General features: G+C 60.2%; 17 protein-coding genes. 11 read left to right on the top strand and 6 right to left on the bottom strand.

From position 1 onward, the window contains the following. Window positions 1-4: 4 nt before the first annotated feature. Entirely contained in the window at window positions 5-487 is a 483-nt protein-coding gene (locus H8B20_RS16130; RefSeq protein ID WP_210623835.1) for a hypothetical protein, read from the bottom strand. Between the two features lie 163 nt (window positions 488-650). On the opposite strand from H8B20_RS16130, the gene H8B20_RS16125 reads away from it, so the two are divergent. The 3 genes from H8B20_RS16125 (at window position 651) to H8B20_RS16115 (ending at window position 3,778) form a co-directional block, all read left to right on the top strand. Continuing rightward, window positions 651-1,316: a ribonuclease T2 gene (locus tag H8B20_RS16125; RefSeq protein ID WP_210623834.1), complete on the top strand. Its 666-nt coding sequence runs from the start codon at window positions 651-653 to the stop codon at window positions 1,314-1,316. Between the two features lie 160 nt (window positions 1,317-1,476). Further along, the gene (locus tag H8B20_RS16120) at window positions 1,477-2,001 is read left to right on the top strand and encodes a hypothetical protein (RefSeq protein ID WP_210623833.1); all 525 of its coding nucleotides are present in this window, start codon (window positions 1,477-1,479) and stop codon (window positions 1,999-2,001) included. Between the two features lie 208 nt (window positions 2,002-2,209). Continuing rightward, the gene (locus H8B20_RS16115) at window positions 2,210-3,778 is read left to right on the top strand and encodes a sensor domain-containing diguanylate cyclase (protein WP_210623832.1); all 1,569 of its coding nucleotides are present in this window, start codon (window positions 2,210-2,212) and stop codon (window positions 3,776-3,778) included. A 192-nt stretch (window positions 3,779-3,970) separates the two neighbouring features. On the opposite strand, the gene H8B20_RS16110 is transcribed toward H8B20_RS16115, so the two are convergent. After that, the gene (locus H8B20_RS16110; RefSeq protein WP_042560105.1) at window positions 3,971-4,258 is read right to left on the bottom strand and encodes a hypothetical protein; all 288 of its coding nucleotides are present in this window, start codon (window positions 4,256-4,258) and stop codon (window positions 3,971-3,973) included. Window positions 4,259-4,436: 178 nt separating this feature from the next. Between H8B20_RS16110 and H8B20_RS16105 the strand changes: the two genes are divergently transcribed. Then, the gene (locus H8B20_RS16105) at window positions 4,437-4,877 is read left to right on the top strand and encodes a carboxymuconolactone decarboxylase family protein (protein WP_042560104.1); all 441 of its coding nucleotides are present in this window, start codon (window positions 4,437-4,439) and stop codon (window positions 4,875-4,877) included. A gap of 46 nt (window positions 4,878-4,923) precedes the next feature. On the opposite strand, the gene H8B20_RS16100 is transcribed toward H8B20_RS16105, so the two are convergent. Further along, a complete protein-coding gene (locus H8B20_RS16100) occupies window positions 4,924-5,688 on the bottom strand; it encodes an AraC family transcriptional regulator (RefSeq protein WP_210623831.1) in 765 nt (254 codons plus the stop codon). A gap of 98 nt (window positions 5,689-5,786) precedes the next feature. Between H8B20_RS16100 and H8B20_RS16095 the strand changes: the two genes are divergently transcribed. The 6 genes from H8B20_RS16095 (at window position 5,787) to H8B20_RS16070 (ending at window position 17,608) form a co-directional block, all read left to right on the top strand. Beyond that, window positions 5,787-6,920 carry a multidrug effflux MFS transporter gene (locus H8B20_RS16095; RefSeq protein WP_210623830.1) on the top strand — a complete coding sequence of 378 codons (1,134 nt, stop codon included), beginning with the start codon at window positions 5,787-5,789 and terminating at the stop codon, window positions 6,918-6,920. Window positions 6,921-7,028: 108 nt separating this feature from the next. Beyond that, on the top strand, window positions 7,029-8,756 hold the full coding sequence (locus tag H8B20_RS16090) for a ShlB/FhaC/HecB family hemolysin secretion/activation protein (RefSeq protein WP_210623829.1): 1,728 nt from the start codon (window positions 7,029-7,031) through the stop codon (window positions 8,754-8,756). A 107-nt stretch (window positions 8,757-8,863) separates the two neighbouring features. Next, window positions 8,864-13,333, top strand: coding sequence for a hemagglutinin repeat-containing protein (locus H8B20_RS16085; protein ID WP_210623828.1), 4,470 nt, complete (start codon window positions 8,864-8,866; stop codon window positions 13,331-13,333). 186 nt (window positions 13,334-13,519) lie between these two features. Continuing rightward, entirely contained in the window at window positions 13,520-14,011 is a 492-nt protein-coding gene (locus H8B20_RS16080; protein WP_150605333.1) for a sigma-70 family RNA polymerase sigma factor, read from the top strand. Window positions 14,012-14,099: 88 nt separating this feature from the next. Next, window positions 14,100-15,083: a FecR family protein gene (locus tag H8B20_RS16075; RefSeq protein WP_210623827.1), complete on the top strand. Its 984-nt coding sequence runs from the start codon at window positions 14,100-14,102 to the stop codon at window positions 15,081-15,083. Window positions 15,084-15,181: 98 nt separating this feature from the next. After that, the gene (locus tag H8B20_RS16070; protein WP_210623826.1) at window positions 15,182-17,608 is read left to right on the top strand and encodes a TonB-dependent siderophore receptor; all 2,427 of its coding nucleotides are present in this window, start codon (window positions 15,182-15,184) and stop codon (window positions 17,606-17,608) included. Window positions 17,609-18,508: 900 nt separating this feature from the next. Here H8B20_RS16070 and H8B20_RS16065 read toward each other — a convergent pair. Further along, complete coding sequence (locus H8B20_RS16065) at window positions 18,509-19,660, bottom strand: MFS transporter (protein ID WP_115147256.1); 1,152 nt, start codon at window positions 19,658-19,660, stop codon at window positions 18,509-18,511. Window positions 19,661-19,908: 248 nt separating this feature from the next. Here H8B20_RS16065 and H8B20_RS16060 point away from each other — a divergent pair, with 248 nt between their 5' ends. Continuing rightward, a complete protein-coding gene (locus tag H8B20_RS16060; RefSeq protein ID WP_210623825.1) occupies window positions 19,909-20,889 on the top strand; it encodes a diaminopimelate epimerase in 981 nt (326 codons plus the stop codon). A gap of 150 nt (window positions 20,890-21,039) precedes the next feature. On the opposite strand, the gene codA is transcribed toward H8B20_RS16060, so the two are convergent. Together codA and codB are read right to left on the bottom strand one after the other, a co-directional pair. Next, window positions 21,040-22,287, bottom strand: a complete 1,248-nt coding sequence (gene codA / locus H8B20_RS16055) for a cytosine deaminase (protein ID WP_042560094.1) — start codon at window positions 22,285-22,287, stop codon at window positions 21,040-21,042. Between the two features lie 14 nt (window positions 22,288-22,301). Continuing rightward, window positions 22,302-23,573 carry a cytosine permease gene (gene codB / locus H8B20_RS16050; RefSeq protein WP_210623824.1) on the bottom strand — a complete coding sequence of 424 codons (1,272 nt, stop codon included), beginning with the start codon at window positions 23,571-23,573 and terminating at the stop codon, window positions 22,302-22,304. Between the last annotated feature and the right edge of the window lie 135 nt (window positions 23,574-23,708).

Here is a 23,708-nt window from a genome sequence, read left to right as displayed (position 1 = left end):
CTTCCTACAGGCCGAGTCCTTCCTGCACCACCGACAACAGGTTGTTCTCCGTCAGCGCGATGGCATCCAGCTGTTGCCCGGTTTCAACGGTCTGCATCCACCAATGGCTTTCGTGATGTTCATCGACGGTGCGCAGCAGATAGGTGTTTCTGTCCGGCAGGGTGATTTGCACGCGTCCGGCGCCGTCTTCGGTAAATCGGGCGATGGGATCAAAGGTCAGGGTTTGGTTATTCGCTTCGATCACCAACTGATCGATAGCGTAATCGTGGGATTCGCCGTCCGGAGAGGTTTCGCAGATATGCGTAGGATTGCGCCGAATTTTCAGGCCGACTTCGGTCACCGGTTGCAGCCAGGTTTCGATGCGGTGGTACAGGGCATACACCTGCGCGGGCCAGCAATCGATCTCCAGTTCGGCGCAGGTGATGTCGTCCGCGTGGCTATGCCGGGTTTGCTTGAGCTTCGCGGCGAGTTCGTCTGCTTTACTCATTTCGGTTCCCTGTTTGTGGTGTCTGCTTATTAATCGTAGACCTTTCAACGGGGTACAACGTTGCCGTGCGTCATGCGCTTGCAACACAAGCGTGTCCAAATCTGCGTTGACCAGTCTGGTCAGGTTAGAAACCACGGACGCAGGCGTCCCAAGGAGCGGGTACATGAAAAAGCTGTTTACAATTTTGGCAGTGATTGCGCTGACGGCCGGTAGCATCGGCCTGAGTTCGGCGCGCCAATCGCAGTCGAGCAAGGCGCAAGCGGAGTCGGTGGCGGGGGTGTTCGATTATTACCTGCTGACGCTGTCCTGGTCGCCGACCTTCTGTTTGACACACAAGGACGACGTGCAGTGTTCCGGCAAGGGTTATGGCTTTGTCCTGCACGGCTTGTGGCCGCAATACGCCAAGGGCGGCTGGCCGCAATCCTGTCCGCCGCTGACCACATTGTCGGCCGCGGAAAGCAACAAAGGCATGACGTTGTTCCCGACCAAAAAACTCCTCGATCACGAATGGTCCAAGCACGGCACTTGCAGCGGCCTCGGTGCAGTGGGGTATCTGGATGCGGCGGATAAAGCGGTTGGCACGGTGAAAATTCCCCAGGAGTTGCAACCGTTCAGTACGTCGTATTACTTCGAGGCGCAGGAAATTTCCGACTTGTTTCGCAAGGCCAATCCGGGGATTCCCGCTGATGGCATCGCGGTGATTTGCAGTGGCCCGGAGTTGTCGGAAGTGCGCGTGTGCATGGGCAAGGATCTGCAGTTTGGCGCGTGCGGCAAGGGTGTGAAAACACAGTGCCGGGCGGGGGATATTCGGGTGCCTCCGGCGCGGTGATGTGATCGCCATTTGCTCATGAAATGCAGGCGCCAAAATGGGCGCCTGCAGACGTAGACGCTAATCACGCAAATGCATTGGGGCTGTTTACCGCCCATATAGCCGGGGCCAAATCGGCAAGTGACTTGCTGTTTGACTCAGTCATGAAGGAGTTTTCGTGATGTATAAGTTGTTCCTTTGTGTGGTTATAGCTATTTGCTCCGGGTGTGCAAAAGACCATTTACAGCCTCCAGCAAATTTGATTTTTGTATCTGTAGAAAGAGAACGATCTCTTTTATACGTCATCAGGTATCAGTCGGATGTTGACGTTCTGGACCTTTTTGGCCGAGGAGAAAGGCAGGGAATGATCTCAGGCACGCTTAGGTGTGCTTTGGCAGATGACCACGACTTTTCGGTTGGTAAAGCCATACGATTTTCTGCAATCGGCTTGATCAGGTCTGAAAAAAATCAAGCTGACGAGACAAAATTCTCGTATCTCACCCCTGCGTTTATCACTGAAAACTCTGACAACCGTAGCTCTGAGAGAGACTTGTCAGTAGCAGAAATGAACCAACTTCTTTCCAACAAACAACAAATCCCCTGCAAAGTCGTCGTCACCGCCTACGGCTATAAACCCTATTATTCAAACACCATGCACATTCCCGTCGCGGACTTGCTCCGGGAAATCAACAAACCTCGTTCGTAAGACCGGGGGGCTGGCAAAGCCCCCGGTATCCCTCGGCTCATTCGCCTGAGCAAAAATAATTCGACCCACGGCAGTCATCCAATCGTGCATTGCGCCGATACAACTGGGCGGGAGCGGGGCGTTTGCCCCTTGCACCCCGGTGGACTAAGCTCACAATTCATAAGGGTTTCGGGCTCGCGCCCCTGTCGTACCTGCCCAGGACATGCTTTTGCCAATCCCCATTCACGATCCTCATCAGGCTCCCGGCACGCTAAAGCGTCTGCCGCTGCGCAAAGCGGCGGTGCTGTTTATCGTTGCTGTGAGTTTGTGCCTGTTTGGTTTGCTGTACCTGCAACTTGAGCAGTCGCGGCGCCAGGATCTGGCGGTTGCGCAAATGGCCTCGAGCAACCTGACCCGGGCGATGGCGCAGCAGGCAGAGGATACGTTTCTGGCGGCGGACCTGGTGCTGACCAGTCTGGTCGACTGGGTTCAGGACGACGGTTACGGTACGCCGCTAAGACCGCGCTTGCAGAAAACGTTCTCCCGACGGGTGCAGCAGCTGGAGCAGTTGCACGGCATGTTTCTGTTCGACGACCAAGGGCACTGGGTCGTTACCTCATTCCCTGATCTGCCCCATGGCAACAGCGTGGCTGACCGCGAATACTTCAAGTTTCATCAGCAGAACGTCTCGGCGGTAGCGCATATCGGCCCGGCGATTCGCAGCCGCGAGAACGGCGAATGGATCATCCCGATCTCCAAACGCGTCAACGATCGTGCCGGCAACTTTCAGGGTGTGTTGCTGGCCGGGATCAAAATGTCGTATTTCGAGCAGTTCTTTAAAAGCTTCAGCCTCGATGAAAACGGGATCATGTTTATCGGCCTGACTGACGGCACTTTGCTCGCCCGCCGGCCGTACGATGAATCCCTGATTGGCACTTCACTGGCCAAAGGCGAAATTTATCAGTCGCTGTTGCCCAATGCCTCTGCCGGAACGGCGATGTTCAAATCGGTCGTCGATGGTGTCACCCGTTTGTACGGCTACCGGCAACTGTCGGCGTATCCGCTGGTGGTGTCGGCCGCGACTTCGCGAGACACGATTCTCAAGGGTTGGTATGAACGCGCGTTTCAGTCCAGCGTGATTGTGGCGTTGGTGATGCTGGGTATCGGTTTGTTCGGCTGGGTGTTTATCCATCAGGTGCGCGACGGCGAGCGGATCGAGAAAAACCTGCGCAAGGCGCAACGGGCGCTGGAGCAGATCGCCACTCACGACAGCCTCACCGGGCTGGCCAATCGGCGCCTGTTCGAGCGATCGCTGGAGATCGAGTTTGCCCGTGGTGCGCGGCAGGTCAGTCCGGTCAGCCTGATCATGCTCGATATCGATTTCTTCAAGCGTTACAACGACGCTTATGGGCATGTGGCGGGGGATCATTGCCTGACGCAGGTGGCCCAGGTGCTGAAGAACTGCTGCCAGCGCAAGTCCGATCTGGTCGTGCGTTACGGGGGGGAGGAGTTCGCGGTTTTATTGCCCGATACGGACATCAATGGCGCATTGGCGATTGCCGGGCAGATTCGCCGCAGCGTGATCGACAAGCGCATCACCCACAGTGGTTCGCCCACCGGTTATCTGACGGTCAGTTTGGGCTGCTACTCGTTTGTCCCCAGCGGCAATGACAGCATTGAAGTGTTTATCCAGCGCGCGGATGCGGCGTTGTATCAGGCCAAAAATGCCGGGCGCAATCGGGCGGCGGTGCTGTCTACGGATGACGGCATCGGTGAGCTGATGCGCTACGACCGCTGACACAAAGACCACCACAAAAACCTGTGGGAGCTGGCTTGCCAGCGATAGCGGTCTGTCAGCTTGAGAAGAGGCTGACTGTAGTGACGCCATCGCTGGCAAGCCAGCTCCCACAGGTTTTTTCAGCGAGCACAGATTGTGTGAATGTCTAGAGAGCACGTGGAAAGATTTTTACCACGGATGGCTCTTGTTCGTTCAGCCACCTGTGCCACCGCCCGCACCGCCGGTACCACCACCCGCCGAACCGGTGCCACCACCAGCACCAGAGCCCGATCCGCTGGCGCCGCCGTTGGTGCCGGTGCCGTCGGCGCCGTTACCGCCAGATGGCGCGCCCGGCGTGTTGTCCGGTGGCATGGTCGAGCCGCTGGTGGATCCCGATTTGGTGCCCGTTGCATCGGCGCCGTCGTTGGCAGCGAAGCTGGCAGCCGATGCCGTGGCCAGCAGGCCAGCGAGCAGTAACGAGGTAAGTTTGCGCGTCATCATGGTACGTCTCCAAAAAGGGGATTTACCTGATATTGGTCTGAGGCCCCCAACGCTTTGTGCCGTCCGAGTGACGAGCGGTCGATGGAGTGGCCTACTGTTCTTCAGGAATATTGGCTATTTGCCGAGCGCTGCACCGGGACTAACGTAGCCACACATTCACTTGCCCCGGAAAACTACCATGCAACCTCGTATCGATTTCTACACTGCTTCCCCGGACGCCCTGAAAGCGATGATCGCCCTGGAAACCGCCGTCTCAAAGCTGCCGCTGGAAAAAACCCTGATCGAACTGGTCAAGCTGCGCGCCTCGCAAATCAACGGCTGCGCTTTTTGTATCGACATGCACACCGCCGATGCAATCAAGGGTGGCGAAACTCCACGGCGCCTGTTCGCGGTGACCGCATGGCGTGAAGCGCCATTCTTCAGTGACCGCGAGCGCGCCGCGCTGCTGTGGACCGAATCGCTGACCCAACTGAGCCTGACCCACGCGCCGGACGAAGACTACGACGTCGTTGCCGCACAGTTTTCGCCCAAGGAAATGGTCGACCTGAGCGTCGCGATCAGCACCATCAACAGCTGGAACCGCTTGGCGGTAGGCTTTCGCAAAACGCCTCAGGCCTGAGGCCACATCACAATTTGCGTGGAGGCGTGCGCCGGTCGTCAAATGTTTATTTGAGCCACTGGCCGGGTGTGCTGCCGGTCATGGCTTTGAAGAACGCGATGAATGCGCTGTCACTGGCGAAGCCCAGTTCGAAGCTGCAATAACTGAGGCTGCGTCCGGTGGCGAGCAACTCCATGGCGCGTATCAACCGCCATTGCTGGCGCCACTGCTGATAACTCATGCCGGTCTCGCGCTGGAAGATTCGGCCGATGGTGCGGCTGCTGGCGCCGATCTGGCGTTCCAGCACCTGCAGTTCCGGCGGCAATTGTTCCGGTGTTGCGAGCAGTGGCAGCAAACGCTTGTCCCGTGGCAACGGCAACAACATCGGTTGTTGTGCCGCTTCAACAATTTCGCTCAGGCACAAGCCAAGTAGATGGGCGAATTTGCCCTGTTGCCAATCAGTGTCGAAATCCGCCGTGGCCATGGGCTCCAGCACGGCGCGCAGCAGAGGGCTGACTTCGATAACGCAGACCTGTTGCGGCAGCTCGCGGCACAGTTCCGGGATCAGGTAAATAGAGCGGTAATCGACGCTTTGCTGCATCACCGCGCGATGGCTCACCCCCGCCGGAATCCACGCCGCGCGCGACGGTGGCAGCAGACACAATTGTTGCGCGAGGGTGATGCGCGTGCAGCCCTGGCGGGTGTACAGCAGTTGTCCGTGCAGGTGCTGATGTTGTCCGGAATCGTGATCACCCAGTATTGCTGCGATGCCGATCACCGGCGCCGAGTAATGGTTTGCATCAAAGAGTGTGTGGGCGTCGATCCAGGCCATGGGTTGTCCGATTTGCGCGATAAATTGGCAGGATTCGGATAATACGCCAGTCAGCAGTTCTTAAACTCCCCGGCGATTTACTCGAGGAGTCATAAATAATGAACAACAGAAATCTGTTACCGCTGGCGATAGCGTTGCTGATGTTTCCGCAGATTGCGCAGACCCTGTACAGCCCGGCGCTGGGGGATATCGGTCGGGTGTTTGAAGTCAGTCCTGAGGCGGCAGCGCAGACTTTGTCGGTTTACTTTCTCGCCTTTGCCGTGGGCGTGGTGGTGTGGGGGCGATTGTGTGATCGCATCGGCCGGCGTCCGGTCATGCTTGTGGGGTTGGCGATCTACGCGGTCGCCACGGTTATCGCGCTGCGGGTCAGCAGTTTCAACGGTCTGCTGCTGGCGCAGGGTTTGGCGGCATTCGGCGCGGCGGTGGGCTCAGTGGTCACGCAAACTTTGCTGCGTGACCGTTTCAAAGGCGCAGAACTGGCGCAGGTGTTTTCCCTGGTGGGCATCGCGTTGGCGGCCAGTCCCGCGATCGGTTTGTTCAGCGGTGCCAGTCTGGTCGAAGCATTCGGCTATCGCGGCGTGCTGATTGCGCTGGTTTTAATCGCTGCGACGCTGTGGTTCTGGAGTTGCTACGCTTTGCCGGAAACCCGCCCTCAGCAAACGCCCCACGTTTGTGTGTGGGAAACCCTCGCTCGCATGCTGCGCGACTTGGGCATCTGGCGCTCGGCGTTATGGATTGCTGCGTTCAATGTGGCGCTGTTCAGTTATTACAGCCTTGGCCCGTTCATTTTTCAGCGTCTGAATCTGGACGCAACATGGTTCGGCTACAGCGGCGTGATCCTCGCGCTGGGCTCAGGTTTTGGCGCATGGGCCAACAGGCGTTTGTTGCAGGCAGGGTGTGCCGCGATGCAGTTGATCCGGCTCGCCGCCGTTACCGGTTTGCTCGGTGGCCTTGGCGTCTGGTGGCTGCAGGACAGTGGCGCGTTTGTGCTGCCGATGTTGCTGATCGTGCTGGCATTCGGCATGGCAATCCCCAATATTCTTGGCATGGCTCTGGTCAATTACTCGGATCGTCTCGGCACTGCCGGAGCTTTGTTGGGACTGATTTATTACCTGCTGATCGGCGCGGGCATGATGCTCGCCGGGTGGTCTCAGGCCCTCGGGGAAACCCTGATAGCCTGCAGTGCCGTGGCGTTGCTGCTGACAATAAGAGCAACAAAAGCAATTGTTTAAGAAATGTAAGCGCTGTAGGAAGCGTCTTGCATTTGTGTAGGAGGGCTCCGACTATCACGATCATTGATGATGTGGCATTACGCCATTCAATGATCGCAAGGATGTTGCGTGCCGTATTCGATTCGCGCTGTTTTTCCTGGTTATGTCACGGGTTGGCCGCTGTGGTCGGTCGTTGTGTTGAGCGTGGTTGCGTCCTCGCTTGAAGCGGCCGAACCTGTCGCACCGGGCCAGGAAGTGCTGCGCCAGCAGCAACAGCAACAGCGCGATTTGCAACAGCTGCAACTTGAGCAAAGAAAACGTCAGTTGGAGCGCGGCGCGTTCGGCCCGGCGCCGGTCACTCCAGCGATTCCCCAAACCGTTACTCCCGATGAGCGCTGCTGGCCGTTGAGCGGCACGCGCATCGGCGGCGTCACGCTGATCGACAGCGACAAACTCAATGCCCGCATCAAGCCTCTGCTTGCGCCATGCATGGGCGTCGGCCAGATCAATCATCTGCTGGCGACCATCACCGCGATTTACGTCGAGAAGGGCTACATCGCCAGCCGTCCCTACCTGGTGAGTGCACCGGCGGCGGGGCAGTCGCTGGACATCCGGATTGACGAAGGCTACATCGAGTCCATCGAACTGGCCGATCAAAGCCTGCCGGTTTCCCTCGGTGGTGCGTTCCCGGGCATGCTCGGTGGGCCGTTGAACCTGCGCGATCTGGAGCAGGGGCTGGATCAGTTGAACCGCTTGCGCTCGGTTGACCTCACCGCCGACATCGCCCCCGGCAGTCAGCCCGGCGCCTCACGGATCATCCTGCGTTCGCGCACCACCGGGCACTCGCGCTGGGCCTTGAATGCAGGGATCGACAACCTCGGCAGCGCCAGCACCGGGCGCGACCGCGATACCCTCAGTCTGAGCCTCGACAGCCCGCTGGAACTCAACGACCTGTTGAGCCTCAGCGCCAGTGACACGTTGAATCAGGGCGACCGCTATAGCCGCAACGCCAGCCTTTATTACGCGATCCCCTACGGCTACTGGACCTACAGCGTGTTCGCCAGCCACGCCGAATACCGCGCGCCGTTCAAATTGCCGAGCACGACTTTTCACAGCACCGGCATCACTGACCAGGTCAGCCTGCGCGCCGACCGCGTGTTGTGGCGCGACCAGAGCCGCCAGCTCAGCGCCAATCTGCAACTGGCGCACAAGGACGTCGACAGTTATCTGCAACACGTCCGTCTGGGCATCCAGAGCCCGACCCTGACCGTGGCCGAAGCCGGGCTCAATCTGTTCTGGATCGACCGCGCGGTTTGGAATCTCGACGTCAACTACGCGCAAGGCCTGCGCTGGTTCGGTGCCGATGACGATTCCCGACAGGCGATCAACAACCTGCCGAAGGCACAGTTTCGCAAGTACCGCGCCGGCCTCAGTCAATGGCGCAATGGCCAGTTCGGCGCGCAAGTCTGGCAATGGCAGAGCCAACTCAATTTGCAGTACAGCCCTGATCCGCTGCCAGCCATCGAGCAACTGCTGGGTACCGACGATTCGGCGGTGCGCGGTTATCGCGTCAGCAGTGCCTCCGGTGCCAGCGGTGCGATCTGGCGCAACACCTTGCGCCTGCCGCTGCGCAGCGAATGGCCGGTGCAGATGACCCCGCGTGTCGGCCTCGACCACGGCTGGATCAAGGCCGATCACGGCGCTCAGGGTCAACGCCTGAGCGGCGCCAGTGTCGGCCTGAATCTGGGCTGGAAGAACCTGCAAGTGGACGTCGATTACCAACGCGCCCTCAACACCCCAAACGGACTGCAACACGAGCCCGAAACCTGGCTGATGCGGGTCGGGGTGCAGATATGACTGATACGAACAATGCAGTGAACAAACAGCCGTCGGATCTGAGCGCGACAGCCACGGCCAACACCAAAACGCGCGACGTGATGCCGTACTTACATGGAGACGTTCTTATGCCAGCACCTACCTTTGCATTTCATCTTTCCCCACGGGGCAAATTGCGTTGGGCGATCGCCAGTCTGTTCTTCGCCGTGCACCTGCCGAGCGCTTTGGCCGGTGGTGTAGTCGTCGCTCCCGGACCGGGCGGCACCGCGCAATTGCAGACTCAGGGCGGTGTGCCGATCGTCAATATCGTCGCGCCCAACGGTTCGGGCCTGTCGCACAACCAGTTCCTCGACTACAACGTCGACCGCCAGGGCTTGGTGCTGAACAACGCCTTGCAGGCCGGGCAATCGCAACTCGCCGGCCAACTGGCGGCCAACCCGCAACTGCAGGGGCAAGCGGCGAGCGTGATCCTCAACGAAGTGATCAGCCGCAACCCGTCGGCCATCAACGGCGCACAGGAAATCTTCGGTCGCGCCGCCGATTACGTGCTGGCCAACCCCAACGGCATTTCGGTGAATGGCGGCAGTTTCATCAACACGCCGAACGCCAATCTGGTGGTCGGTCGTCCGGAGTTGAACGACGGCAAACTGCAAGCCCTGAGCACCCGTGACGCCAGCGGCCAGTTGCAGATTCAGAACGGCGGCCTGCGTAACGGCGAGGGCTCGATCAACCTGATTGCCCCGCGTATCGACAGCCAGGGCGCGCTCAATGCCCGCGACCAACTCAACCTCACCGTTGGCCGCAATCAGGTCGATTACGCCAGCGGCCAGGTGAAGACTGTGGACCCGGCAGGCAACACCGCCGATCAACGCATCGACGCCAGCCTGTTCGGGGCGATGCAAGCCGGACGCATCAACATCGTCAGCACCGCTGAAGGCGCTGGCGTGCGAGTTGGCGCGGTACAAGTGGCCGGGCGCGATGGCGTGCAGATTCGTTCTGCCGGCGACCTCAGCGTCAGCGGCGATGCAGTGGCGAACAGTCTCGACGTGACGCGCGCGGGTATCCGCAGCAGCCAGGGCGATGCCGGTCTGCACAGCGGCAAGGACCTGACCTTGGCCGCCACCGATGTCAGTGGTCGTGACGTTAGCGTCGATGCCAAGCGCAATCTGACCCTGAGTACAGTCGAAAGCCGCAAGCTCCAGGAAAAGCGCGAAAACTGGAGTAACAGCACCATCGGCATCACGTGGGAAACCTACGACCGTACCCAAACCGACAGCGAGTCGCGTCAGCACGGCAGCCAGATTATCGCCAGCCGCGACGCGACATTGTCGTCCGGCAAAGACACTCAGTTGCAGGCTGCAAAAGTCGAAGCGGCGAAGAATCTCAGCGTGCAAAGTGGCGGTGACCTGCGTCTGACCGCCGCCACCGAAAGCCACACCCAGACCGATCAGGGCAATCACCGCAAACACTTGTGGAAAGCCAACTGGAACACCAGCAGCGAAGAGCAGCGCAGTGTCACCAGCCAGTTGAAGGCTGGCAATATCGCCCTGCAAACCGCAGCGCTGTTGCGTTCCGAAGGTGCCGAGTTGAACAGTGCGGGCGACCTGCAACTGGCCGGCAAACAGGTGGAAATCACCACGGCCACACGCACCGATCGCAGCAACGACAATCGCTATTCCGGCGATCTGGTGGGCGGTGGTTTCTTTGGCAAAACCGGTGATGCCGACAAGGGCCAGACCCAGCATCAGGGCAGCAAGGTCAATGCGGCGGGCAAACTGATCGTCAAGGCTGACGACGTACGCATCAGCGGCAGCCAGGTCCGTGGCGGCACCGACGCAAGCGTGATCAGCGACAAGGGTTCGCTGATCGTCGACGGCGTGCAAGACACCTCGCACAGCAACAATCATGACAAGGACAGCAAGTTCTTCGGCATCAGCAAGGACGAGTCGCGCCAGAACGCCAAGGACAGCACCACGGTGCGCAGCGAACTGGTGTCCGACAGCAACCTCAAGCTCAAAAGCGCCAAGGACATCGAAGTGGCCGGCTCGACCGTCAAGGCGGGCGGCGCGTTGACGGCGGATGCGGCGGGGGATGTGAACGTGCATTCCGCGCAGAACAGCCACGACAGCAGCACCACGACTGAAACCCGTGGCTTCGATGCCTACGCCAAAGAGCAGACGCCAGAGCAATATCGCGCAGGGATTCATTACGAAGACAAGCAACAAACCGTGACCCGTAACGACGTGACCCAGCAAGGTTCCAGCCTCAGCGGCGGTAGCGTGCAAGTGAAGGCGGGTGGCGACGTGATCCTCAAGGGCGCGGACGTTAAATCCACCGCGGGCGACACGACGTTGAGCGGTAAAAACGTGTCGTTGCTGGCCGAGCAGGACAGTCACAAAACCTCCACCGACCAGTCCAGCACCGGCGGCGGTTTCTATTACACCGGCGGCCTCGATCGCGCCGGCAGTGGCATCGATTTCGCCCACAGCACCTCGCAGGACAGCAGCAGCAAAACCACTGCGCAAACCACCAGCGTGCAGAGCAGCGGCGGCCTGACGATCAACGCCGACAAGCTCGCCACCGAAGGCGCGCAAGTGAAGGCTGGCAACGGTCTGAACATCGTGGCCAACGAAGTCGATAACCGCGCGGCCAGCAACACCGAAAGCAGCACCCATAACCAGAGCAACTGGTCGGCGGACATCGGTGCCAACGTCGAGTACAAAGACATCGCCCGGCCTATCGCTGGTGCGGTTAAAGATGTGCTGAACGCCAAGGTGCCGGACAAGGATGCACTGGCCAATCTCGGTCAGCCGAGCGTCGGTATCGACGTCGCGGTCGGTCACGGCAGCGCCGAGAAAACCGAGCAAGCCAGCAACGCTGTGGTCAGTCGTTTTGACGGCGGCACTGTCGACGTGAACGTCGCCGGAACGCTGCACGACCAAGGCACGCAGTACAACGCCAGCGCCGGTAAAGTGAACATCAGCGCCGACAAACTGGTTGCCGATGCCGCGAGCAATACCCACGCCAGTACCGACAGTTCGGTGGATGCCAAAGTCGACGTGCGGGTCTACACCAAAACCGGCGAAGACGTGAATGTCGCCGGTAGCGGCGCGGGTGGCAGCAGCCAGTCGAGCAAGGACAGTTCCACGGCGGTGGTCGGCGCTTATGCCGGCAGCCAAGGTGTGAACATCAAGGTCGGTGGCGACGCGCAGTTCGAAGGCAGCCGTTTCGACGGCGGGCAGGGCGGCGTGAGCATCAAGACCGACGGCGATCTTGCGCTCAATCAGGCCAACGATCGCCAGAACAGCAGTGATGCCAGTCTGCGCGGCAATGTTTCGCTGACAGTTGGCACCTTGCCGGGCAGCGATGGCACCAACGTTGATCTCGGCGCCGGGTTCCAGCTCGACCACACCGGCAAGCAGACCTCTGACACTCAGGCCCATGTCGCAAGCATCACCGGCAACGGCCCGGTACAACTGAGCAGCGGCGGCAATCAGGTCCAGCAAGGCACGACGATCGACAGCGCTGGCGCTATCGATCTGCATGCTGACGGCAAACTCGATCTGCAAGCAGCGACAGACACTCACACTGCCACCGGCAGCAATCTCGGCGGCGGCTTGAAGGGCGGCGGTAGCAAATCCAGCAGCGAGAAGAGCCGCGATCAGGGCGGCAATCTCAGTGGCAACTTCAACATTGGCCGGGTCAATGAGCACTCACAAACACTGACCGGTGGCCAAATCACTAGCCAGAGCGGGATCAACCTGAGCGGTGACGCTGTTCATCTGCAAGGCACGCAAGTCAGTGCACCAAACGTCAACGTCGATGCACAGAAGGGCGGCTATGTTCAGGAGTCGGCACAGTCCACTGAAAGCCGTAACAACTGGAACGTCGCACTGAATGCCGGCGGTAATCTGAGCAGCAAGAAACCGACAGCCGCCGATGAGAAGGCCAGCAGCGACCATGGTTTCAATGCCGGCGCCAAGGTGGGCGTGGATTACCTGCAGGGCACCACGCAGCAGAACAGCCAGATCAAGGCTGACAGTGTGGTGTTGAACAGCGCAGGTGATGCAGAGTTGGCTGGCGCGCGAATCGATGCGAAGACTGTCAGCGGGAATGTCGCCGGTAATCTGACAGTCGACAGCCGCCAAGACTCGAAGACAAGCGCCAAGGTTGACGTGGATCTGGGCCTGACCGCCAAGAAGAACCCACCGAACGACAAGGAGAAACTCGCCGGCACCGACTACAAACCGACGCTGAAAGCGCAGGGCGAATACGCGCACAAGAACAGCGTCGCGCAGGCGTCCGGCATCAGCGCCAGTCAAGGTGTAAACCTGAATGTAGGCGGCGCGACACAACTGACCGGCGCGCGCATTTCGGCGAGTGACGGCAAGGTTGATCTGGGTGGTTCGAAGGTCAGCAGCACCGACCTGAACAATCGCGATTACGGCATCAAGGCTGGCCTGGATCTGCCACAAAAAACCGAGGAAAACGCGCCGAAGGTGTCGTTTGAGAACGGTGATCTGAAAGTCGGCCCGGTCACCTTGAGCGGGCATCTCGATACCCAAACCCTGCAAGCCGGCATCGACGAAAAAGGCTGATCCCGATACTCCCGTGTAGGAGCTGCGCCAGGCTGTGACCTTTTGATCTTGGAAAACCAGGATCAAAAGATCGCAGCGTGCCGCAGCTCCTACAGGGGGATTTGCTTATGATCGGAATGATTTGCCGGTATTAATAGTAACCATTACTATTCGCGCTCCTTACCTCAGCACAACACCCATACCCCCATGCGTCCCCGCAGACCCGGCTTTTTCGAGCATTACGAAGAGTTGATCGGCACCTGGACTCGTCGCCTGCGCAATCGCGCGCAGGCCGAGGATCTGGCGCACGACACCTTTGTGCGGGTGCTCGAATCCGATTCGGCGCAGGTGCAGCAACCCCGGGCGTATTTGCACCAGACCGCGCGCAATATCGCGGTCGATGGCTATCGGCGGGAGGATCGGCGCGGCGCCATGGAGTCGGAGGCGATCGATCACAGTGCGTCGTCATCCGGCGACCCGGAGCATTACATGCATGCGATCCAGTTGGCCGACTCCATCGAACGGGCGCTCGCGGAGCTGCCAGTCAATTGCCGGAAGATTTTTGTCTGGCAGAAGATCGAAGGCCTGACCCAGGCGGAAATCGCAGAACGCCTGGGGCTGTCCAAGAACATGGTCGAAAAGTATATGATCCGCACCCTGCGGCATCTGCGTGATCGACTGGACGGGCTGCAGTCGTGAATCTGCGTTGTGACGAAAAGATCGCAGCCTTCGGCAGCTCCTGCACGGGGCTGTGTGTAATTGAATCCCCGGCCAAACAGGACATTCCATGATGGATACTCGTGATTGCGCGTGCGGGCAAACGACGGTGCGCGATGACGCGGCTCGCTGGTTTGTGCGTTTGCAGGAGCCGGCCGTCAGTGCCGACGAGCAGCAGCGCTTTGACGCCTGGCTGAATCAACATCCGCAACACCGTGATGAATTCCAGCTGCTGCAAGGGCTGTGGACGGCGGCTGACCTGCTGCCGGCGCCACGCCTCAAAGCCCTCGCTGAAAACCAACCGGCGCGTCGTGAGCGGCGTCCGCTGCTGCGTTATGCGGTGGCCGCCAGTGTGCTGGCGGTGGCGCTTGGACTGGGACTGTTCAGCGGCCTTAATCACCCGGGCGGTTACAGCGCAGAATTCTCCACCGCGCTCGGTGAGCGCAAGCATGTGGCATTGCCGGACGGCTCGGTGATCGACCTCAACAGCCGCAGTCGCTTGCAGGTGCGTTATGAAACGGATCGCCGGCTCATCGAATTGAGTGAAGGCGAGGCGATGTTCAGCGTCGAGCACGACGCCTCGCGACCGTTTGTAGTCGAGGCCGGCAGCGGCAAGGTCACGGTCACCGGCACGCGCTTCGATGTGCGCCGCGACGTGACGCAGACACGGGTGGCGGTGGAGCAGGGCACGGTGAAGGTCCAGGGACACGATGCGCCGGACAACGAATTTATCAACCTGACCGCCGGCCTCGGCACCCACGTCGATGCGCAAGGCAAAGTCGCGGCAGCCTACGCGGTCAACCCGGCGGAGCTGACGGCGTGGCGCAGTGGCAAACTGGTGTTCAACAACGCCCGCCTCAGTGAAGTGGCCGCTGAAGTGTCGCGTTATCGCGAGCAACCGCTGACCGTCGGCAACCCCGGCGTGGCCAATCTGCGCCTCACCAGTGTGTTCAAATCCGACAACACCGACGCCTTGCTCAAGGCCTTGCCGAACATTCTGCCGGTGGACATTCGCACTCTCGCGGATGGCAGCCAGGAAATAATTTCAAAATAACATTCAGGTTTTTTTCGAGTTCATCGTCTTCCTGTTCAACTGCAACTGGTTTGCATTAACAGCCGCACACTCTTGCGATCCACAGGACTACGTTCGACGTGAAAACCATCACTGCCAACAACAAAAAATCTCCTTGGTTGCCGCTGGCCCTCGCGCTGGCGGTCAACGCTGCCGTGCCTTTGGCGTTCGCTGCTGAAGCTATTCATATTCGCGCGCAGCCGCTGGGTCAGGCCTTGAGTGAACTGGGCCAGCAAACTTCGCTGCAAGTGTTTTTCAGTCCGGATCTGGTCGCCGGCAAACAAGCCCCGGCGGTCGACGGTGATCTCTCGCCAGAACAGGCGCTGCGCCAATTGCTGCAAGGCAGCGGTCTGGATTATCAGATCAACGAAGGCTCGGTGACGCTGTCGCCCGCCGCGACTTCTGCCGCCACCAACGGCCCGCTGGAACTGGGCGTGACCGATATCAAAGTGGTCGGCGACTGGCTCGGCGACGCGAATGCGGCCGTGGTGCAAAACCACCCCGGCGCGCGGACGGTGATTCGCCGCGAAGCGATGGTCGAGCAGGGCGCAATGAACGTCAGCGACGTGCTCAAACGCGTGCCCGGCGTACAGGTGCAAGACTCCAACGGCACCGGCGGCAGCGACATTGCCCTGAACGTTGGCGTGCGCGGTCTGACGTCGCGTCTGTCGCCACGCTCCACCGTGCTCATCGATGGCGTGCCAGCGGCGTTTGCGCCGTACGGTCAACCACAACTGTCGATGGCGCCGATCTCGTCGGGCAACCTCGACAGCATCGACGTGGTGCGTGGTGCCGGTTCCGTGCGTTATGGGCCGCAAAACGTCGGTGGCGTGATCAACTTCGTCACTCGCGCAATCCCGGAAAAAACCACTGGCGAGATCGGCACCACGCTGGAAACCACTCAGTATGGTGGATGGAAGCACATCGACACGGCGTTCCTCGGCGGCACCGCCGACAACGGCATGGGCGTGGCGCTGTTGTACTCGGGCGTCAACGGCCACGGCTACCGCGAGCGCAACAACGGCAACGACATTGACGACGTGCTCCTCAAGACGCACTGGGCGCCGACCGATCAGGATGATTTCAGTCTCAATTTCCATTACTACGACGCCAGCGCCGACATGCCGGGCGGCCTTACGCAGAAGCAGTACGACGACAATCCGTATGAGTCGGTGCGCGACTACGACAGCTTTACGGGCCGTCGCAAGGACGTATCGTTCAAGTGGATTCGCCAGATCGACGAGCGCACTCAGGCTGAAGTGCTGACCTACTACACCGACAGTTTCCGTGGCAGCACCATCGCCGCACGCGACCAGAAGACCCTCAGTTCGTATCCGCGCTCTTATTACACCTTGGGCATCGAGCCGCGTGTGTCGCGCGTGTTCGACGTCGGCCCGACCACCCAGGAAGTCAGCGTCGGTTATCGCTATCTGAAAGAGGCGATGCACGAACAGTCGAGCCGACTGGCGCTGGTCAATAACCAGCCTGTCGTCACGCCGACTTCCGACGGCCACGTGTTCCAGGATCGTACCGGCGGCACCGAGGCCAACTCGGTTTACGTCGACAACAAAATCGACGTTGGCAACTGGACGATCACGCCGGGCATTCGCTTCGAACACATCAGCACGGATTGGCACGATCGCGCGGTGCTTGATACCGCCGGCAGACCGGTGCCAGAGAAAAACCGCAGCATCGAAAGCAATGAACCGCTGCCAGCGTTGAGCGTGATGTATCACCTGTCAGACGCGTGGAAGCTGTTTGCCAACTACGAAACCTCGTTCGGCAGCCTGCAATATTTCCAGCTGGGGCAGGGCGGCTCGGGCGATAGCACCGCCAACGGTCTGCAACCGGAAAAAGCCAAGACCTACGAGATCGGCACGCGTTACAACGATGACGTGTGGGGCGGGGAAGTGACGCTGTTCTACATCGACTTCGACGACGAACTGCAATACATCAGCAACGACGTGGGCTGGACCAACCTCGGTGCGACCAAGCATCAGGGCATTGAAGCCTCGGTGCACTACGACATGGCTGCATTGAACCCGCGCCTTGATGGTCTGACCGCGAATGCCGGTTTTACGTATACCCGTGCGACCTATGAAGGCGAGATTCCAGGCTTCAAGGGCCGTGACCTGCCGTTCTATTCGCGTCAGGTGGCGACCGTTGGTTTGCGCTATGACGTCAACCGCTGGACCTACAATCTTGACGGTTTTGCCCAGTCGAAACAGCGTTCGCCGGGTACTGGTGTGAACGCCGATGGTAGTTTTAACGGTAACTACATCACTGACGGCACGGCGGATGGGCAGTACGGTGATATTCCGGGTTATGTGACGTGGAACGTGCGCGGTGGTTATGACTTCGGGCCGCAGGTGTCGAATCTGAAGCTGGGCGCCGGGGTGAAGAACGTCTTTGACAAGCAGTATTTCACGCGTTCCAGTGATAACAATTCGGGGATGTATGTGGGGGCGCCTCGTACGTTCTTTGTGCAGGCTAGTTTGGCGTTTTGAGGCCTTGGGGTGCAGATCCGTTTTTGGGGTGATGGCTGAGTAGGGTTCCGCCCTTACGGCGGGTCACTTTTGGCAAACGCCCCAAAAGTAACCAAAAGGTCTGTGCCCTGACGTTCGGCCCTCGCTGTGGCTCGGGTTCCTTCGCTCCGGGATCCATCCGGGGCATCGATTCCGGTTTGCTTCGCTGCACCTCCTTTCGATGTCCTCCCCGGATGAATCCCTCCACTCAGCCTTCCGACGGGCCTTCGATATCAAGAGCTGCACTCGAGCTAACGCTCATTGTGTTGAGTGGTGGGAGAGCGGTGCGGTTGGCTTTGGTTTTGGGTTGGATTCGCCCCTCATCGGAACGCCGCCCGCCCAGCCCTCTCCCCGAGGAGAGGGAGCCGATTTGTGAGGCTTTCAGAATCTGAGTTCGACTCGGTATCGCACGTCGGCGTAGTTCGCCCAAGCACCCCGGTCAGTCCCCTCTCCCTCCGGGAGAGGGCTAGGGTGAGGGGCTTTTGATCTTGCTTTTGATCTTGCTTCGGCTTTTGATTTTTTGCCCCATCGGCAGGCCGAGCGAAGGTGTTCATCCGGGGGTTAGGCGCGTAGCGCCGTGCGGCGAAGCCGCATACATCGAGAGGAGGTGCAGCGAAGCAAACCGTACACGATGCCCCCGGATGGACACCGTAGCGAGGGAACACTGATCCTCAGCGAAGTGCCGTACGCCGGGGCAAAGCCTTTTGGTTCCTTTTTGGCGTTTGAAAAAGGGACTCGCTGTAAGAGCGAAACCGCCAGCGGCAGCACCCGCACCAACGGATATGCCCACAAACCCCAAACCCAACCCCCAAAAAACCAAATCAAAAGACCGCAGCCTTCAGCAACTCCCACACAGTTCGCGATCTGGCAGCTGCACTCGGTTCAGACTTTCAACACCTTCCCGCCAATCGCCACCGCCACCAACAACACCGCCATTAGCCCAAACGCGAAGCTCAAGCTGCTGGCATGCGCGACAAACCCGATCACCGCCGGCCCCGCCAGAATCCCCGCATAACCCAGCGTAGTGATCGCCGGCACGGCAATGCTTTCCGGCATCACCGTCTGCTTGCCCACCGCCGTGTACAGCACCGGCACGATGTTCGAACAACCGGCACCGACCAGCGCATAACCGACCAGAGCGAGTTGCCAGCTTGGCGCGAACGTCGCCAGGAACAAGCCTGCCGCCGCCAACAGGCCACCAAACAGAATGATCCGCGTCGCACCGACACTGCGCACAATCCGGTCGCCCATCAAGCGGCCGGCGGTCATGGTCAGGGCAAATGCCGCGTAACCCAAACCCGCATACGCCGTGTCGATCCCGCGTTCCTGAGCGAGGAACACCGCGCTCCAGTCCAGCGCCGCGCCTTCGGTGAGGAACACGATGAAGCACATCCCGCCGATAAACAGCACGATGCCGTGCGGCACCGCGAAGGCCGGGCCCGAGCTTTCGCTGCCATACGGCAGCATGTGCGGGACGCATTTGAACAGCGCGCCGATCAGCACCGCGACCACCACCAGCATCGCACCCAGCGGCGACATACCAAGGCCGAGCAGGGCGCTGACGCCCGCCGCGCCGACAATCCCGCCGAGGCTGAACAAGCCGTGAAAACCCGACATCATGTTCTTGCCGCTGGCGCGCTCGACGATCACCGCTTGCAGGTTTACCGTCGAATCCACCGTACCCAGCCCTGCGCCGAACATGAACAGCGTGGCAATCAGCGCCGGAACCGACGACACCGTCGCCAGCAACGGCAACGCCGCGCAGATCAGTAACGTGCCGCCAGTTGCCACGCGTCGGCAGCCAAACCGCGTGGCCAAAATACCCGCCAATGGCATCGCCAGAATCGAACCGACGCCGAGGCACAACAGCAGCAATCCCAAGGTGCCCTCATTGAGCCCGGCGCGGGCCTTGGCGTACGGCACCAGTGGCGCCCACGCGGCAATACCGAGGCCGGCGATGAAAAAAGCGATGCGGGTGGACATCTGTTGCATGCGTCCGGGGACGAACGTGTCTTGGGGGGTGAGGCTGGTCATATCGATCCTTGGGAAAAATACATCGCGTCCCCGAGGGACAGTGATTGAGCGTCGAGGTTCGATCACAGGGCTTGGTGGAACGCAGGAGGATATCGTTGCACAGTCCAACCCGTGGGAGCGAGCCTGCTCGCGAAAGCGGTGTGTCGGTGGACAGGTTCTTTGACTCAGCCCACGCATTCGCGAGCGGGCTCGCTCCCACAGGGGATTGCGTTTTACAGTGCTATTTTCGAAACGATGAAGGGCAGGTGATGACGCAGTTCTACGATGCTCGGGGCAACATCTATGGGATGGTTTCTCCGGCGACGTTGCGTGAAGCGGGGATTGATTTGCCAGCGAGTGCAACCGAATGTGCGTCATCGCGCAAGGCATGGAGTAAAGCGGCCATCGCGCTGTGCTGCGACTGGCCGGAAGGTCAGCGCCCGCCCCACAGCAAACCTCACCGCAGCGATGGCCTGCTGATCGGCCCTTTCCAGAACTCGCCGCCGTTTGACGTGCTGATCGTCAACACCGACGGCACCCTCGCCGAGCGCAGTGGCAACGGCCTGACGATATTTTCTCAAGCGTTGACCGAACAGGGATCGATGCCGGATCAGGGGGCACGATTAAGCGTCCACCACGACAAGGGTGATGCGCTGCAAACTTCGGTGAAACCGGCGCAAATCGAAGGTGTGAAAGGTTTCTGGCTGGATCTCGGCCAACCCGAATTCGGCGCGGATGCGGTCGGGGCGCAGAACATTGCAAACGGCGAATTCAATGGGCGTGCCGTGAGCCATGTGCAGCCCTTGGCGCAACTCGATCCGACGTGGAGCCGCAGTCAGTTTGTACGCATCGGCAATCCGCATTGTGTGACGTTACTGACAGACGCTGGCGCATTGCCGAGTAACGAGCAAATGCGCGAATCACCACTGACCGAAGGCCTGACCCGGATTGCTTATGCGATGCCGACGGGTGAAGGTGATCCTTGCCCGGCGGGCGTCAATCTGCAGTGGGCCGTGCGCGAGTCCGAGCAGCGAATTGTCGCGCGGGTGTTCGAACGCGGCGAAGGGCCGACCGCTTCCTCCGGTACCAGCGCCAGTGCGGTGGCGTGCGCGGCGTGGCGAGTCGGTTGGGTTGACGCGGGCGAGGTGCACGTCGTGATGCCAGGCGGCACCGCTCCGATTTTGCTTGAAGAAGAGCACGGTGAATTGATCGGGGTCAGATTGTTCGGTACGGCGCAGTTGATGGGTTGAATTTGAAATCGCCATCGCTGGCAAGCCAGACTCCCACAGGTTTTTGTGCTGAGCACTGCGTCTGTGTACACGGCAGTCCTAGGCCAGACACACACTGTGCTCACCGAAAATCCTGTGGGAGCTGGCTTGCCAGCGATGGGGCCCTCGGCCTCAGCTCAAACTGCTGCTGAACTCCACCACCGGCATCTGCCGCTTCATCAACACCTTGCCGCCGCGAATCGAATACAGCGGCAAGCCCTGGCTGCGAATGACCTCGTAATCGCTGTCCGCCGAGAGGATCAGCAGGTTTGCCGGTCGCCCCTGTTCCAGGCCATAGCGCTCGCCCAGATTCATCGCTTTGGCGCTGTTATCGGTGACCAGATCCAGCGCACTTTGCAGGTTGCGGTAACCGAGCATGTGGCAGATGTGCAGGCCGGCTTCAAGCACGCGCAGAATGTTGCCGTTGCCCAGCGGATACCACGGGTCGACGATCGAATCCTGGCCGAAACACACGTTCATTCCGGCTTCGAGCAGCTCATTCACGCGGGTCACGCCACGGCGTTTCGGGAAGTTGTCGAAACGCCCTTGCAGGTGAATGCTCTCGGTCGGGCACGAGACGAAACTGATCCCGGAATGGCCGAGCAGGCGGAACAGTTTTGCGCAGTAGGCGTTGTCGTAGGAGCCCATCGCCGTGGTGTGGCTGGCGGTGACGAGGGCGCCCATGTCACGGCTGCGTGCTTCTTCGGCGAGCACTTCGAGGAAGCGTGAGTGCGGGTCGTCGGTCTCGTCGCAGTGCACGTCGACCAGGCATCCGGTGCGTTCGGCCAGGTCCATCAGGAACTTCACCGAACTGACACCCTGATCGCGGGTGTACTCGAAATGCGGGATCCCGCCGACCACGTCGGCGCCCATGCGGATGGCTTCTTCCATCAACTCGCGCCCATTGCGGAACGACTCGATGCCTTCCTGCGGAAACGCGACGATTTGCAGGTCGATCAGGTGTCGACTTTCCTCGCGCACTTCGAGCATGGCTTTGAGTGCGGTGAGTTGCGGGTCGGTGACGTCGACGTGGGTGCGCACATGCTGGATGCCGTGAGCCGCCAGGGTCTGAATGGTTTTCTTGGCGCGGGTCTTGGTGTCTTCTTCGGTGATAGTGACCTTGCGCTCGCCCCAGCATTCGATGCCTTCGAACAGCGTGCCGCTCATGTTCCAGCGCGGTTCGCCGGCGGTGAGGGTGGCGTCGAGGTGAATGTGCGGCTCGACGAAGGGCGGCACTACCAGATTGCCGCCGGCGTCGAGGTCGTCGGGGCCCAGGGTCGGGGCTTCGGTCTGGCGGGCGATGCTGCGGATCAGCCCGTCTTCAAGGTGCAATTCGTGCAAACCTTCCTGGTTGCGCAGTCGGGCGTTGATGATGTGCATCAGGCAAATCCTTCTTATAAGTCTTGAAGTGGCGCGCTTGCACTGCGGGCGCCGAGTATGGCGGTGAAGATGACATACGTTAGCGCGGCAGCAGCGATCCCTACCAGCGGCGCGACCCACGGCGAGCTGAACGCCGCGACGGTGCCGATCCCGTAGGCCCCGAGGCCCGGCCAGTTGAAGGCCGGCAGCCGTGCGTCGGCCAGACGCGGATAGCGCCCGCGCCAGCGGTAGAAGAAGTCGGCCATGATCACGCCGCCAATCGGTGGGATCACCGTGCCAAGCAGAATCAGATAAGGCACCAGCATGTCGTACATGCCCAGCAGGGCGAGCAGGGTGCCGATCACCGCACCCGCCAACGTCACGGTCTTGCGCCGCCCGGTGCGCAACAGGTTGCAACCGGCGACGGCGAAGTTGTAGATGGTGTTGTCCTGAGTGCTCCAGATGTTCAGCAACAGCATCGCCATTGCGGCCATGGCGAAACCCTGCAACAGCAGCACTTCAACCACGTCCGGTTGCTGGTAGACGATGGCGCCATAGGCGCCGATCAGCACCATCAGGCCGTTGCCGATGAAGAACCCGATCAGGCTCGCCAGTACCGCAACTTTTGCCGAACGCGAAAAGCGCGTCCAGTTGGTCGCCTGCGTCGCGCCACTGACGAAAGTGCCGAACACCAGGGTGATGGCGGTCGACCAGTCCAGCGAACCACTGGGCACAACGCTCAGCAGTCCCTCGAAACCGCCGACTTTCACCGTCGCGGCCCACATCGACAGCATCAGCAGCAACATCATTGCCGGCACCGCGATGTACGACAGAATCTCCAGCCCGCGATAACCGACATACGCCGTGGCGCAGAACATCAGGCCGAACAACACCATCAACCCGAGGACCGTGGCCTCATCGAGGTTGAAATACTTGCCGATCACCACCGCTGCCGTCGCCGTGCCCCAGGCATACCAGCCGATCTGGGTGAAACCGAGGATCAGGTCGCTGAGCTTGCTGCCGACTTCGCCAAAGCAGAAACGCCCCATCAGTACCGAATTGAGACCGCTCTTGAAGGCGATGTAACCCAGGCCCGCTGCGTACACCCCGAGCAGCAGATTGCCGATGATGATCACCGCCATCAACTCGGCAAAACCGAACGCCACGCCGAGCTTGCCGCCGGCAAACATGGTCGCGGTGAAGAAGGTAAAACCCAGCAACACCATCGCCGTGGAGGCCAGGCCTTTGCGCGCATGCAGGGGGACTTCGCTGAGGGGGTAATCGTTGCCGGAATCGTTTTGCGTCATGAGGCGGTCCTTGCTGAAAGGGAAGACGCGGGGAGGGTTGCAGTGCTCGTGCCAAACCGGGCGCTGTGGCTATGTATAGACGAGACGGTGGTTTTCGGCGCGAAAGCGGTGCACCTGAACACAACCGGGCCCCAT

Source organism: Pseudomonas sp. P42 (assembly GCF_017973755.1).
In the GTDB taxonomy this organism is placed as follows: Bacteria; Pseudomonadota; Gammaproteobacteria; order Pseudomonadales; family Pseudomonadaceae; genus Aquipseudomonas; species Aquipseudomonas iridis.
Note: the sequence above shows the minus strand (reverse complement) of the source record. Positions and strands in the feature narration are given on the sequence as shown.

Coding starts and splice junctions, on each gene's coding strand:
- H8B20_RS16100 (WP_210623831.1), bottom strand. CDS start 5,688: ATGGCCTGGATCGACGCCCACACACTCTTTGATGCAAACCATTACTCG.
- H8B20_RS16120 (WP_210623833.1), top strand. CDS start 1,477: ATGTATAAGTTGTTCCTTTGTGTGGTTATAGCTATTTGCTCCGGGTGT.
- H8B20_RS16125 (WP_210623834.1), top strand. CDS start 651: ATGAAAAAGCTGTTTACAATTTTGGCAGTGATTGCGCTGACGGCCGGT.
- H8B20_RS16130 (WP_210623835.1), bottom strand. CDS start 487: ATGAGTAAAGCAGACGAACTCGCCGCGAAGCTCAAGCAAACCCGGCAT.
- H8B20_RS16095 (WP_210623830.1), top strand. CDS start 5,787: ATGAACAACAGAAATCTGTTACCGCTGGCGATAGCGTTGCTGATGTTT.
- H8B20_RS16065 (WP_115147256.1), bottom strand. CDS start 19,660: ATGACCAGCCTCACCCCCCAAGACACGTTCGTCCCCGGACGCATGCAA.
- H8B20_RS16075 (WP_210623827.1), top strand. CDS start 14,100: ATGATGGATACTCGTGATTGCGCGTGCGGGCAAACGACGGTGCGCGAT.
- codA (WP_042560094.1), bottom strand. CDS start 22,287: ATGCACATCATCAACGCCCGACTGCGCAACCAGGAAGGTTTGCACGAA.
- H8B20_RS16110 (WP_042560105.1), bottom strand. CDS start 4,258: ATGATGACGCGCAAACTTACCTCGTTACTGCTCGCTGGCCTGCTGGCC.
- H8B20_RS16080 (WP_150605333.1), top strand. CDS start 13,520: ATGCGTCCCCGCAGACCCGGCTTTTTCGAGCATTACGAAGAGTTGATC.
- H8B20_RS16085 (WP_210623828.1), top strand. CDS start 8,864: ATGCCAGCACCTACCTTTGCATTTCATCTTTCCCCACGGGGCAAATTG.
- codB (WP_210623824.1), bottom strand. CDS start 23,573: ATGACGCAAAACGATTCCGGCAACGATTACCCCCTCAGCGAAGTCCCC.
- H8B20_RS16060 (WP_210623825.1), top strand. CDS start 19,909: ATGACGCAGTTCTACGATGCTCGGGGCAACATCTATGGGATGGTTTCT.
- H8B20_RS16105 (WP_042560104.1), top strand. CDS start 4,437: ATGCAACCTCGTATCGATTTCTACACTGCTTCCCCGGACGCCCTGAAA.